The sequence below is a fragment of the Actinotalea ferrariae CF5-4 genome (assembly GCF_000603945.1).
Taxonomy (GTDB): Bacteria; Actinomycetota; Actinomycetes; order Actinomycetales; family Cellulomonadaceae; genus Actinotalea; species Actinotalea ferrariae.
Genome location: NZ_AXCW01000070.1, coordinates 1 through 12,477, shown reverse-complemented (window position 1 = coordinate 12,477; position 12,477 = coordinate 1). Strand labels below are relative to the sequence as shown.

Sequence of the window (12,477 nt, the reverse complement as noted above, 5' to 3'; positions counted from 1 at the left end):
CCCCCGCCGCTCCCCCCGCCGAGGCGCCAGCGGTGCGCGCCTCCTGCCCGCCGCCGTCGTCGGCGCCCTCGCGCTCAGCGCCTGCAGCACCGCCGAGGAGCCGGAGCCCGCCGCGGACCCGGCGCCCGCCGCGTCCGCCGCACCCGCCGAGGAGGCCGCCGTCGCCGAGGTCGAGCCGCTGCGCGTCCTGGCGTCGTTCTACCCGCTCGTGCACGCGGTCGAGCAGGTCGGGGGCGACCTGGTCGAGGTCGCCTCCCTGACGCCCGCCGGCGCGGAGCCGCACGACCTCGAGCTCTCCCCCGCCCAGCTGCGCGAGATGAGCGAGGCCGACGCGGTCGTCTACCTCTCGGGCTTCCAGCCCGCGGTCGACGACGCGATCGCGTCGCGCCAGCCGGGGAACGTGCTGGACGTGTTCGACGCCGCGGACCTGCAGCCCGCCCCCGAGGAGCACGACCACGCCCACGAGGAGGAGGAGAAGCAGGAGCCGGCCGAGGAGGAGCACACCGCCGACGACGGCCACGACGACCACTCCGGCCTCGACCCCCACTTCTGGCTCGACCCCACGCGCCTGGCGGCCGTCGGGGAGCAGATCGCCGCGGCCCTGTCGCAGGCGGCGCCCGAGCACGCGGAGACGTTCGCGGAGAACGCCGCGGCCTTCACGGCGGACCTGACCGCCCTCGACGCCGCGTTCACCGACGGCCTGGCCCAGTGCGAGCGCGACGTCGTCATCACGGGCCACACGGCGTTCGGCTACCTGGCCGACCGGTACGGGTTCACGGAGATCGGCGTCGCCGGCATCGACCCGGAGGCCGAGCCCTCCCCGGCACGGCTCCGCGAGATCGCCTTCGAGGTCCGCGAGCACGGCGTGACGGCCGTCTACACCGAGAGCGCCGCGAACCCCGCCGTGGCCGAGACGCTGGCCTCCGACCTGGGGCTGGAGGTCCTCGTGCTCGACCCGATCGAGACGCTGGCGGACCCCGCCAGCGACTACCGTGGCGTCATGGAGTCCAACCTCGAGGCGCTGCGCACCGGTCTGGGGTGTGGGTGACCGAGGTCCTGGCAGCCGCAGGGCTGCGCGTCACCCTCGGTGGCGCCACGATCCTGCACGACGTCGACCTCACCGTCAGCGACGGTGAGGTCGTCGGTCTGCTCGGGGCCAACGGGTCCGGGAAGTCCACCCTGGTCCGGGCCCTGGTCGGCGTCGTCCCGGCCGAGCGCGGCACCGTGCGCCTCCTCGGCGAGCCGCTCGGCCGGCGCACGCCCTGGGACCGGATCGGGTACGTCCCGCAGCGCGTCGCCGTGGCGTCCGGCGTCCCGGCGACCGCCCGCGAGGTCGTCGTCTCCGGGATGCTGCACGGACGGCGCCTGGTCCCCCCGCGCCACGCCGGTCGCCGCGCGGCCGAGGCGCTGGAGCTCGTCGGGCTCGGCCACCTCGCGCACCGGGCGTGCCAGGAGCTCTCCGGCGGCCAGCAGCAGCGGGTCCTCATCGCCCGCGCGCTCGTGCGCCGGCCGGACCTCCTCCTCCTGGACGAGCCGGTGGCCGGGGTGGACCTGCCGAGCCAGGAGGCCTTCGCCCGGGCCCTGGCAGACCTGCGCACCTCGGGGACGACGGTCGTCGTGGTGCTCCACGAGCTCGGCGCGCTGGCACCGCTCGTGCGGCGCGCGGTCGTGCTGCGGCACGGCAGCGTCGTGCACGACGGCGCCCCGCCCGCACCCGCCCCGGGGCACGCCGCCCCGAGCCACGACCACGTCCACCCGCACGGCGGCGAGGACGCGAGCCCGCCGGACGCCCTCGGCCTCTCCACGGTGGGGTGGTCCTCGTGACGGTCTGGGACGAGCTGGTCGGGATGCTCACGGACCCCTTCATGCAGCGCGCCCTCGTGGTCGCGGCGCTGGTCGGCCTCACGGCGCCGGTCATCGGCACGTACCTCGTGCAGCGCCGCCTCTCCCTGCTCGGTGACGGCATCGGGCACGTGGCACTCACCGGGGTCGCGCTCGGCTGGCTCGTGGGCAACACCCTCGAGCTGACCCGCCAGGACGCCCTGGCGCTGCCCGGCGCCGTGCTCGCCGCGATCCTCGGTGCGGTCGCCATCGAGGTCGTGCGCTCCCGCGGCCGCACCAGCGGGGACGTCGCGCTCGCCCTCCTCTTCTACGGCGGCATCGCCGGAGGCGTGCTCATCATCGGCCAGGCGGGCGGCACGAGCGCGAACCTCGTGGGCTACCTCTTCGGGTCGATCTCGACCGTCTCGTCCGGCGACGTGTGGCTCACCGTGGCCCTGTCGGCGCTGGTGCTGGTCGTCGGCGTCGGCCTGCGCACCGCCCTCTTCGCCGTGTCGCAGGACGAGGAGTTCGCCCGGGCGAGCGGTCTGCCCGTGCGGGTCCTCAACCTGCTCATCGCGGTCGTCGCGGCCCTGACGGTCACCGTCGCGATGCGCGTCGTCGGGCTGCTGCTCGTGAGCGCGCTGATGATCGTCCCGGTCGCGGTGGCCCAGCTCGTCGCGTCGTCCTTCGCCCGCACCATGGCCGTGGCGATGACCGTCGGCGTCGTGGTGACGGTCTGCGGCCTCAGCATCACGTACTGGGAGGACGCCGCCCCCGGCGCGATGATCGTGGTGCTCGCCATCGGGCTGTACGCCCTGACCGCCCTGCTGCGGCCGCTGCTGCGCCGCCGCCGCACCCCGCTCCGCGACCCCCACCCCCAGCTCGACGACGACGTCCAGATCACCGCAGCGAGGACCGCCTGATGCAGCGCATGACCCGGCAGCGCACCGCCGTCGCCGACGCCCTGTCCACCGTGGAGGACTTCCGTAGCGCCCAGCAGCTCCACGAGCTCCTGCGGGACCAGGGCCACGGGATCGGGCTCGCGACCGTCTACCGCACGCTCCAGTCGCTCGCGGAGGCCGGGGACGTCGACGTGCTCCGGACGTCCGACGGCGAGTCCGTCTACCGCCGGTGCGAGCGCCGCGAGCACCACCACCACCTCATGTGCCGGTCGTGCGGCACGACGGTCGAGATCGACGGTCCCGCGGTCGAGACGTGGGCCGCCCAGATCGGGTCGCGCCACGGGTTCACCGACATCGACCACACCATCGAGCTGTTCGGCACCTGCAGCGCCTGTGCGCGGGGGGGCACCGCGCCCGCCGTCGTCGCGACGGACGGCTGACGTGCCGAGCTGGCTCGAGGGCTGGCCGTTCGTCTGGCTCTACCTCTTCTTCGTCCTCGGCGCGGCGCTGCGCTCCCAGGCGCTGTACTGGCTGGGCCGCGGCGTCGCGGCCGGCACCCTGCGCGCCCGCCGGGCGGCGTGGCTGGACGGCCCGCGGACCCACCGTGCCGTCCGGCTGATCGAGCGCTGGGGCATGCCGGTCGTGCCGCTGTCCTTCCTCACCGTCGGCCTCCAGTCGGCCGTGCACGGGGCGTCGGGCCTGCTGCGCCTGCACTGGCTGCGGTACACGCTCTGGTCCGTCCCGGGCTGGCTCGTCTGGGCGCTGGTGTGGACGGGTGGGGGCACCGTCGCGGTCTACGGGGCGCTCGCCCTCGCGGCCCGCTCACCCTGGGCGCTGGTCGGCGCGCTCGTCCTCGCGGGGGCCGTGGCGGCCGTCCTCCTCCTGCGCCGCCGTCGGCGGCGAGAGGCGCTCGACGCCCTGCAGGGGCTGGTCGACCAGGCCCCGGAGCACACGCCCCGAGCCTGAGGGTCAGCACCCCCCGCGCTGCGGGTCGCGGCTCAGCCGCGCGCCGAGACGCAGAAGTGGTTCCCCTCCGGGTCAGCCAGGACCACCCACGCGAACTCGGGCATCTCGTGCCGGGCGACGAGCTGGGCGCCGGCGAGCAGGAGGCGCTGGACCTCGTCCTCGCGGTCCAGGGCCTCCAGGTCGAGGTGCACGCGGTTCTTGCCCGGCGTCGGGTGCTCGACGCGCTGGAACCCCAGGGCTGGACCCGCCGGGGTGGCCACGACGACGAAGTCCCCGTCGTGGTCGGCCGCCACGCGACCCTCGAGCCGGTCCGCCCACCACGCGGCCAGGGCGCGTGGGTCCAGGCAGTCGAACGTGACCATGCCGATCGTCAGGGTCGTCATGGGGCCGACGCTACCGGGGGTCGGGCGCCTCGGTCGTGGTGCGCGCCTGGTCGACCGCCCCGCCGTAGCGCCGGTCCCGGTGCGCGTAGTCCTCGACCGCCCGCCACAGGTGCCGCCGGTCGACGTCGGGCCAGTACTCCGGCAGGAAGACCATCTCGGCGTAGGCGGCCTGCCAGATCATGAAGTTGGACGTGCGCTGCTCGCCGGAGGTCCGCAGGAACAGGTCGACGTCCGGCAGGTCCGGCTCGTCGAGGAAGCGGGCCACGGTCCGCTCGTCGACACGGTCCGGGTTCAGGCGGCCGGCGGCGACCTCCTGGGCGATGGCGCGCGCGGCGTCGGCCACCTCGGCCCGGCCGCCGTAGTTGACGCACATCGTGAGGGTGCACAGGTCGTTGTCCCGCGTCAGCTCCTCGGCGGTCTGCAGCTCGTCGACGACCGACCGCCACAGTCGGGGCCGGCGTCCGGCCCACCGCACCCGGACCCCCCAGGAGTGCATCGTGTCCCGCTGCCGGCGCAGCACGTCCCGGTTGAAGCCCATGAGGAAGCGGACCTCCTCGGGCGAGCGCTTCCAGTTCTCCGTCGAGAACGCGTACGCCGACACGTGCGTCACGCCGATCTCGATCGCACCGGCGACGACGTCGAGCAGGGCCGCCTCCCCCGCCTCGTGGCCGGCGGTCCGGGGCAGACCGCGCTCGTTCGCCCAGCGCCCGTTGCCGTCCATGACGATGGCCACGTGCCGGGGAACCAGCTCGGCCGGCAGGGCCGGCGGGCGGGCGCCCGACGGGTGCGGCGGGGGCGCGACGACGTCGGTGCGCCGGGCCGCGGTGCGGCCGGGCCTCCCGTTCCCCCGGCTCACACGCGCTCCACCATGCGCAGGGACCGCACCTGGCGCTCGAGGTGGAACTGCAGGAACACCGCGACCAGGCCGCTCGCCTCGGCACGGTGGCGGTCGACGCTGGCGTCCGCCGTCGGCCAGTCCCCGGTGAGCAGCGCCGCGAGGAGGACGAAGGTCTCGGGCGCCGGGGACGCCGACCCGGGCGGCCGGCAGGCGCCGCAGACCGCGCCGCCGGACGCGACCGCGAACGCGCTGTGCGGACCGGGCGCCCCGCACCGCGCGCAGTCGGTGAAGGACGGCGCCCAGCCCGCGACCGCGAGCGCGCGGAGCAGGTAGGCGTCCAGGACCAGCCCTGCCGGGTGGGCCCGCTCCGCCAGCGCCCGCACGGCCCCGACGAGCAGCAGGTACTGCTGCACCGACGGCTCCCGCTCGGCCTCGACGAGCCGCTCCGCCGTCTCGAGCATCGCCGTGCCGGCCGTGTACAGGGTGTAGTCCCCGCACACGGCCCGGCCGTACGGCCCGAGGGTCTCGACCTGCGTGACGATGTCGAGGTTGCGCCCCTGGTGCAGCTGGGCGTCCACCACCATGAACGGCTCCAGCCGGGAGCCGAACCGCGACGACGTCCGGCGCACGCCCTTGGCGACCGCGCGCACCTTGCCGTGGTGCCGCGTCAGGAGCGTGACGATGCGGTCCGCCTCACCCAGCTTCTGGGCGCGGATGACGATCGCCTCGTCCCGGTACAGCGTCACGGCGTGACGGCCCCCCGCGACGACGCCCGCTCGGCCCGGTTGACCGCGGAGATGATCGCCTTGAACGACGCCGTCGTGATGGAGGGGTCGATGCCGACGCCCCACAGCACCGTGTCACCCACGAGGCACTCGACGTAGGCCGCGGCGCGGGCGTCGCCACCGGTCGCGAGGGCGTGCTCCGCGTAGTCGAGCACCTCGACCTGCTCGCCGAGCGTGGCCAGCGCGCGGACGAAGGCGTCCACCGGGCCGTTGCCCGAGCCCTCGACCGTGACCTCGGAGCCGCGGTCCACGAGGTCCACCGACAGGGTGTCCGCGGCGCCCTCCCCGCTGGACGTCCGGCTGCCCCGCAGGGCGAGGCGGCCCCACGGCGCCAGGTCCCCACCCGGCTCCACCGGCAGGTACTCGTCGGTGAAGATGCGCCAGAGGTCGTCGGCGGTGACCTCGGAGCCGTGCGCGTCGGTGTACTCCTGCACGACGCGGGAGAACTCGATCTGCAGCCGTCGGGGCAGGTCCAGGTTGCGCTCGCTCTTGAGCAGGTAGGCGACGCCGCCCTTGCCCGACTGGGAGTTGACCCGGATGACCGCCTCGTAGGAGCGGCCGAGGTCCTTGGGGTCCACGGGCAGGTACGGGACCGCCCACTCGAGGTCGTCCACCGCGACGCCCTGCGCCGCCGCGCGCGCCGCCATCGCCTCGAAGCCCTTCTTGATGGCGTCCTGGTGGGAGCCGGAGAAGGCCGTGAACACGAGGTCGCCGGCGTACGGGTGCCGCTCCGGGACGGGCAGCTGGTTGCAGTGCTCGACGGTCCGGCGGATGCGGTCGATGTCGCTGAAGTCGATCTGCGGGTCCACGCCCTGGCTGGCGAGGTTCATGCCCAGGGTCACCAGGCACACGTTCCCGGTGCGCTCCCCGTTGCCGAACAGGCAGCCCTCGATGCGGTCCGCGCCCGCCATGTACCCGAGCTCGGCCGCGGCCACGGCCGTCCCGCGGTCGTTGTGCGGGTGCAGCGACAGGACGACGTTCTCGCGGTACCGCAGGTGCCGGCTCATCCACTCGATCGAGTCCGCGTAGACGTTCGGGGTCGCCATCTCCACCGTCGCAGGGAGGTTGATGATGACCTTCTTCTCCGGCGTCGGCTCCAGCACGTCCAGGACGGCGTTGCACACCCGGACGGCGAACTCCAGCTCCGTGCCCGTGTACGACTCCGGGGAGTACTCGTAGAAGACGTCGGTGCCCGGCACCATCTCCTCGTACTTCTTGCACAGCCGGGCGCCGGTCACCGCGATGTCGACGATCCCGTCCTCGTCGGACCGGAAGACGACCTCCCGCTGGAGCACCGACGTGGAGTTGTACAGGTGCACGATCGCCTGCTTGGCGCCCGCGATGGCCTCGTAGGTCCGCTCGATGAGGTGCTCGCGCGACTGGGTCAGCACCTGGATGACGACGTCGTCGGGGATGCGGCTCTCCTCGATGAGCATCCGGACGAAGTCGAAGTCCGTCTGGGACGCCGAGGGGAAGCCGACCTCGATCTCCTTGTAGCCCATCTGCACCAGCAGCTCGAACATCTGCAGCTTGCGCTGGGCGTCCATGGGCTCGATGAGCGCCTGGTTGCCGTCCCGCAGGTCCACGGCGCACCACCGGGGGGCCTGCTCGATCCGCCGTCCCGGCCACGTGCGGTCGGGCAGCTCGACCCGCAGCTGCTCGTGGAAGGGGCGGTACCGGTGGACCGGCAGCGGTGACGGCTGCTGCGCCGTGCGCTCCTCGTAGGAGGCGGTGGTGCTGGCGACGAGGTCGCGCTGCCCGCCCGTGGGGTCCGCGGCACCGGGCGCCGCGGCCCGGTCAGTGCCGGGCACGCCCGAGGTGCTGTCCGTGCTGCTCGTGCTGCTCGTGCTGCTGCTCATGGTCGTTCCTCCGCTGGGTCTGTGGCGCTGTGAGCGACCGGCACGACGACCACCGCGACGAGGGACCGGTCGTGTCAGACCTCGCCGCGGCGACGAAGGAGGAGCTCCTGTCGGAGAAGGTGCACCCGGTCACTGTACCTGTCCGGAGGGACGGATCCGCCGACGGCTCACCCGAGCTCGTCGACGCACCACTCCTCGCCCGCGGTGCGGTAGCCGCACGTGTCGCCGAAGGCCTCGTACTCGCTGCCGACGGGCGACACGCGGAAGAGCTCGTCGCACGCACCCCAGTCCTCCCCCTGGCAGTCGTCCCAGAGGGCGTCGAGCGTGGGGTCGTCGCCGTACGTCGTCGGGTCGCCCGCGACACCGGTCCCGCCCGCCCACTCGACGCAGGAGGGCTGCCACCCGTCGGTGCGCCCGCCGCACGTCTCGCCGAAGTCCTCGTACTCCGACCCGAGGTCAGCCGCCCAGTAGAGGTCGTCGCACGCCGTCCAGTCCTCGTCCGCGCACCGGTCCCAGAGCGCGTCGAGGACGGAGTCGTCGCCGTACGTGCCGCCACCGAGGCCCGAGTCCTCCAGCACGTCCGGCGCGCTGCGGAGCGTCTGGACGAGGAAGGCCACCGCCACGACCCCGAGGACGACGACGCCGCCCACGACCGCCAGGACGATCCACAGGCCGGTCCGACCCCGCTTCGGGACGGGGACGCCGAGCGGGACCCCGCCGTAGCCGGCTCCGCCGTAGGGAGCACTGCCGTAGGCGGGAGCACTGCCGTAGGGAGCACTGGCGTAGGGAGCACTGCCGGGGGGAGCACTGCCGTAGGGAGCACTGCCGTACGGAGCACTGCCGTACGGAGCACCGCCGAAGGGCGGGGCGCTCGAGGTCGGGCCGGTGGTGGACGGTGCGCCGAACGGCGGCGGCGACCCCGGCGCCCCGAACGGCGGGGCCGTCGACGCACCGAACGGCGTCGTCGGGGCACCGAACGGGGGCGCGACGACGCCGCCCGGGGGCACGTCCGTCGCCCAGGTCCCGGGACGGGCGGCGCCCGTCAGGTCGCCCGGCTCCGCCCAGGGGGCGTCGGGCTCGACCCTGGCGGCGTCCGGCTCCGTCCCGGAGGCGTCCCGCTCGCGGCGCTCCCGCAGGGCCGTGTCGACGCCCGGCTCGCCGAGCGAGGCGAGCCAGTCCAGGAGACCCGGGTAGGCCGACGGGTTGAGGGCGACCACCGGCCGGAGGTCCTCCCGCAGGGCGGCGATGTCCGCGAGCACCTGCTGCGGGGTGGCGGGGTCGGCCGCCTGCTGCCGGGTGTAGTCCTCGGGCGCCGTCATCGTCGTCTCCCCTGCACCTTCGCCCGGTGCGTGTCCCTGGTCGTCCAGCAGGTCGCCCTCCCGGCGACCGGTGGCGAGGCGGCCGTCCCCACGGCGCCGCGGGAACACTATCGACGCCCGGGCCCCGTCGGGGCGCGGACCGGTGAGGTTCACCAGAACGGCGGGAACACGCCCCAGTAGGCGAGCAGGAGCAGCAGCATGACGGACCCGGCGACGGCGGAGGCCAGGGTGGCCTCCCCGGAGGGGGACAGCGCCGCGGGGACCCCGCCGCGCCGTCGGCCGTCGAGGATCCGGTAGACGAGCACGACCCCGGCGACGACGGTCGCGATGCCGGCCAGGCGCAGCGTCAGCCAGCCGCCCTGGACGACCAGCGGGTTGGTCCGGTAGTTCTGCGCCAGGTTCGCCACGACCAGCAGGTACACGACGAGGAGCACGAGCGTCCCGGCGCACCCCGCGGCCATCACCACCAGCGGCGTACGCACCCCGGGGCCCAGGACGGGTGCGCTCCGACGCCGGACCCGGCGGATCCCCCACAGCGTCGGGCCCACGAGGAGGGCAACCCCCGCGGCGACGATGCCGGCGACGAGCAGGTCGCCCTCAGCGAACCAGCGCGGCCGGTCCACGGGTGCCGCCACGAAGCGCTGGTACGGCTCCGCGCCGGCGATCCGGGGCGGCGCGTCCGCCGAGCCCGGGAGGCCGTGCACCCAGGCGGCCAGGTCCCGGGCGAACTCGGGGACCAGGCGCCGGTCGACCTTGATGCCGTGGTCGGCGCCCTCGTAGTAGCGGACCGTCCAGTCGTCGTTGCCGGCGACCGCGAGGTCGTCGAGGACCTGCAGGGCGCCCTGGACGGTCGGCATGGCCGCGTCGCCGGTGCCGTAGACGACCAGGACCGGTTGGCGGAGGCGCTGCTGGAGCGGCTGGACGTCGAAGTCGGCGTAGGAGAAGCCCCCACCGGGGAAGTCCATCCCCACCATCCGCGGCACCGCACGGAGGAGCTCCACCGGCACGCCGGTGGCCCGCAGGTAGGAGTCGACGGCGAACGCGGCCTGCTGCCGCGGCGGCACGACCGGCGCGGCGACGAGGACGACGAATGCCACGGTCGGGTTGTCCGCGGCCATGACGGGCACGATCCAGGCGCCCTCGCTCTCGCCGTAGACGCCGACCCGGTCGGGGTCCACGCCCGGCAGTCCCCGCAGGAGCTCGACGCTGCGGAGGTAGTCGTTGGCCATCGCCACGTAGCTGCGGTCCCGCGTCGAGTACGTGTCGAGGCGCTTGTTGGGGACGAGGGTGACGATCCCGGCGCTGGCCAGCGCCTCGGCCTGGGCGACGAACGCCTGGTCGTACCGCCCGGTCCCGGCACCGTGGACGAAGACGACCCCGGGACGGTCGCCCTCGGCCCCGACCGGCTCGCGGACCATCGCCTCGACCTCGGCGCCGGCGAGCTGCACGGTGACGACCGACGAGGTCACCTCGTAGGTGCCGACAGGGTCGGTGGGCGGCACGCCGCCGATCCTGGTGTCCCGCGACTCGACGTCGATCGTCCGCGTGAGCGGCACCGGGTCCCAGTCCGGCCCGGACACCTGCCCCACCAGCGCCAGGACCACCACGGCCGCGGCGCTGCTCAGGGCGATCCGGTACCGCACGCCGGGAGTCTAGCCACGCCGCCCGACCCGCCCGGCCGGACCCGCCGTCCCGGCCCGGGCTCAGAACCCGAGGCGCCGCAGCTGCTTGGGGTCGCGCTGCCAGTCCTTGGCGACCTTCACGTGCAGGTCGAGGTAGACCTTCGCCCCGAGCAGCGCCTCGATGCCCCTGCGGGCCGTCGTGCCGACGTCGCGCAGCCGCGAGCCGCCCTTGCCGATGATGATCGCCTTCTGGCTGTCGCGCTCGACGAACAGCTGGACGCGCACGTCGAGCATCGGCGGACGGCCGTCGCTGCCGTCCCGGCCCTCCCGCGTCGCGATCTCGTCGACCACGACGGCGAGGGAGTGCGGCAGCTCGTCGCGGACGCCCTCCAGGGCCGCCTCGCGCACCAGCTCGGCCACCATGACCGCCTCCGGCTCGTCGGTGAGCTCGCCGTCGGGGTAGAGCGCCGGCCCGGGCGGGAGGTGGCCGATGAGGACGTCGAGGAGCGTGTCCACCTGGTAGCCGTCCACGGCGCTGACGGGGACGACGTCGGCCCAGTCGCCCAGCTCGGCCACGGCCATCAGGTGCTCGGCGAGCCGTCCCCGGCCCACCGTGTCGGCCTTCGTCGCCACGGCGATGACCGGGGTGCCCGCCCGACCGCGCGCGAGGTCGGCGAGCTGCTGGGCGATGAACCGGTCCCCCGGCCCGACGCGCTGGTCGGCGGGCAGGCAGAAGACCACGACGTCGACCTCGGTGAGGGTGTCGCGCACCAGGTCGTTGAGGCGCTCGCCGAGGAGCGTCCGGGGCCGGTGCAGGCCGGGGGTGTCCACGAGGACGAGCTGGGCGTCCGGACGGTGGACGATGCCGCGGATCACGTGCCGCGTCGTCTGCGGGCGGCCGGACGTGATCGCGACCTTCTGCCCGACGATCGCGTTGGTCAGCGTCGACTTGCCGGCGTTCGGCCGGCCGACGATGCACGCGAAGCCCGAGCGGAACGCACCCGCGCCGCCGACGCCGCCCGGCCCGCCCGTCCCGGGCGCGCCGTCGGTGGGGGTGTCGGGCCCGCTGGCTCCGGTGGTCATCGTCGTTCTCCCTGGTCGGTCGAGGTGCGGTCGTCGTCGGGCTCGGCGCGGCGCACGAGGAGCGTCGCGACCTGCCGGCGCCGTCCCTGCACCCGCTCCGCGGTGATCGCCAGGCCGGCGACCTGGGCGCTCGACCCCGCGAGCGGCACCTTCCCGAGGGCCTTGGCGAGGAGGCCACCGGCGGTGTCCACCTCGTCGTCGGTGAGCTCCAGGTCGAAGAGCTCGCCCAGCTCGTCCACCGGCAGCCGCGAGGGGACACGGTACGTGCCGTCGCCGAGGTCCTCGACCTCCGGCCCCGAGCGGTCGTGCTCGTCGGTCAGCTCCCCGACGATCTCCTCCAGCGCGTCCTCGATGGTGACGAGCCCGGCGACCCCGCCGTACTCGTCGACCACCAGCGCGATGTGGGACGACGCGCTCTGCATCTCGCGCAGCAGGTCGTCCACCGCCTTGGACTCGGGCACGAAGACCGGCGGGCGCACGAGCGGCTCGACGGGCTCGTCGTCCACGTCGCGGCCGGTCATGTGCCGGTGCCGCAGCAGGTCCTTGAGGTAGAGGATGCCGACGAGGTCGTCCACCGACTCCCCCACGACCGGCACCCGCGAGTAGCCCGAGCGCAGGAAGAGCGACAGCGCCTTGCGGACCGTCGTCCCCGCGGGCAGCACGATCATCTCCGTGCGCGGCACCATCACCGAGCGGACCCGCGTGTCCCCCAGCTCCAGCACCGAGCGGACGAGCGCCCGGTCCTCCTCCTCGATGCTCCGGGCCTCGTCGAACCGGTCGACGACGTCGCGCAGCTCCTCCGCCGAGCGGTCCGGGACCGGCGAGGCGCCGAGGGCCAGCGGCCGGACCGGGCGGCTCAGCGCGCGGGCGGCCAGGAGCACCCCGGCCGCGGCGCGCAC

13 protein-coding genes are annotated in these 12,477 nt (G+C 74.7%); 5 read left to right on the top strand and 8 right to left on the bottom strand.

From position 1 onward, the window contains the following. The 5 genes from N866_RS08475 to N866_RS08455 all read left to right on the top strand — a co-directional run. A partial coding sequence (locus N866_RS08475; RefSeq protein WP_342668397.1) for a metal ABC transporter substrate-binding protein occupies positions 1–1,048 on the top strand: 1,048 nt, incomplete at its 5' end. Further along, complete coding sequence (locus N866_RS08470) at positions 1,045–1,824, top strand: metal ABC transporter ATP-binding protein (RefSeq protein WP_052022634.1); 780 nt, start codon at positions 1,045–1,047, stop codon at positions 1,822–1,824. The genes N866_RS08475 and N866_RS08470, both read left to right, overlap by 4 nt. A 23-nt stretch (positions 1,825–1,847) precedes the next feature. Then, positions 1,848–2,744, top strand: a complete 897-nt coding sequence (locus N866_RS08465; protein ID WP_155855260.1) for a metal ABC transporter permease — start codon at positions 1,848–1,850, stop codon at positions 2,742–2,744. Beyond that, entirely contained in the window at positions 2,744–3,163 is a 420-nt protein-coding gene (locus N866_RS08460; RefSeq protein ID WP_034225242.1) for a Fur family transcriptional regulator, read from the top strand. Before N866_RS08465 ends, N866_RS08460 begins: the two co-directional genes overlap by 1 nt. A 1-nt stretch (position 3,164) precedes the next feature. After that, the gene (locus tag N866_RS08455; RefSeq protein WP_052022633.1) at positions 3,165–3,689 is read left to right on the top strand and encodes a DedA family protein; all 525 of its coding nucleotides are present in this window, start codon (positions 3,165–3,167) and stop codon (positions 3,687–3,689) included. A gap of 32 nt (positions 3,690–3,721) precedes the next feature. Here the strand turns inward: N866_RS08455 and N866_RS08450 are convergent, their stop codons facing one another. The 8 genes from N866_RS08450 to N866_RS08415 form a co-directional block, all read right to left on the bottom strand. Next, on the bottom strand, positions 3,722–4,072 hold the full coding sequence (locus N866_RS08450) for a VOC family protein (protein ID WP_034225241.1): 351 nt from the start codon (positions 4,070–4,072) through the stop codon (positions 3,722–3,724). 10 nt (positions 4,073–4,082) lie between these two features. Next, a complete protein-coding gene (locus tag N866_RS08445) occupies positions 4,083–4,928 on the bottom strand; it encodes an isoprenyl transferase (protein ID WP_052022631.1) in 846 nt (281 codons plus the stop codon). Continuing rightward, positions 4,925–5,656: a DNA repair protein RecO gene (gene recO / locus N866_RS08440; protein ID WP_034225240.1), complete on the bottom strand. Its 732-nt coding sequence runs from the start codon at positions 5,654–5,656 to the stop codon at positions 4,925–4,927. Before recO ends, N866_RS08445 begins: the two co-directional genes overlap by 4 nt. Beyond that, on the bottom strand, positions 5,653–7,554 hold the full coding sequence (gene leuA / locus N866_RS08435; RefSeq protein ID WP_081802463.1) for a 2-isopropylmalate synthase: 1,902 nt from the start codon (positions 7,552–7,554) through the stop codon (positions 5,653–5,655). Before leuA ends, recO begins: the two co-directional genes overlap by 4 nt. 167 nt (positions 7,555–7,721) lie before the next feature. Beyond that, entirely contained in the window at positions 7,722–8,873 is a 1,152-nt protein-coding gene (locus N866_RS08430; protein ID WP_155855259.1) for a variant leucine-rich repeat-containing protein, read from the bottom strand. A 149-nt stretch (positions 8,874–9,022) separates the two neighbouring features. Continuing rightward, positions 9,023–10,516 carry an alpha/beta hydrolase family protein gene (locus tag N866_RS08425; protein ID WP_034225237.1) on the bottom strand — a complete coding sequence of 498 codons (1,494 nt, stop codon included), beginning with the start codon at positions 10,514–10,516 and terminating at the stop codon, positions 9,023–9,025. Between the two features lie 60 nt (positions 10,517–10,576). Further along, the gene (era, locus tag N866_RS08420; RefSeq protein WP_081802462.1) at positions 10,577–11,578 is read right to left on the bottom strand and encodes a GTPase Era; all 1,002 of its coding nucleotides are present in this window, start codon (positions 11,576–11,578) and stop codon (positions 10,577–10,579) included. Then, positions 11,575–12,477, bottom strand: a 903-nt coding sequence (locus N866_RS08415; RefSeq protein ID WP_034225235.1) for a hemolysin family protein, incomplete at its 5' end; no start/stop codon positions are given. The genes era and N866_RS08415, both read right to left, overlap by 4 nt.

What these genes read in the sequence shown, in the direction of transcription:
- N866_RS08465 (WP_155855260.1), top strand. Translation starts at nt 1,848, where the DNA reads ATGCTCACGGACCCCTTCATGCAGCGCGCCCTCGTGGTCGCGGCGCTG.
- N866_RS08460 (WP_034225242.1), top strand. Translation starts at nt 2,744, where the DNA reads ATGCAGCGCATGACCCGGCAGCGCACCGCCGTCGCCGACGCCCTGTCC.
- N866_RS08450 (WP_034225241.1), bottom strand. Translation starts at nt 4,072, where the DNA reads ATGACGACCCTGACGATCGGCATGGTCACGTTCGACTGCCTGGACCCA.
- leuA (WP_081802463.1), bottom strand. Translation starts at nt 7,554, where the DNA reads ATGAGCAGCAGCACGAGCAGCACGAGCAGCACGGACAGCACCTCGGGC.
- N866_RS08430 (WP_155855259.1), bottom strand. Translation starts at nt 8,873, where the DNA reads ATGACGGCGCCCGAGGACTACACCCGGCAGCAGGCGGCCGACCCCGCC.
- era (WP_081802462.1), bottom strand. Translation starts at nt 11,578, where the DNA reads ATGACCACCGGAGCCAGCGGGCCCGACACCCCCACCGACGGCGCGCCC.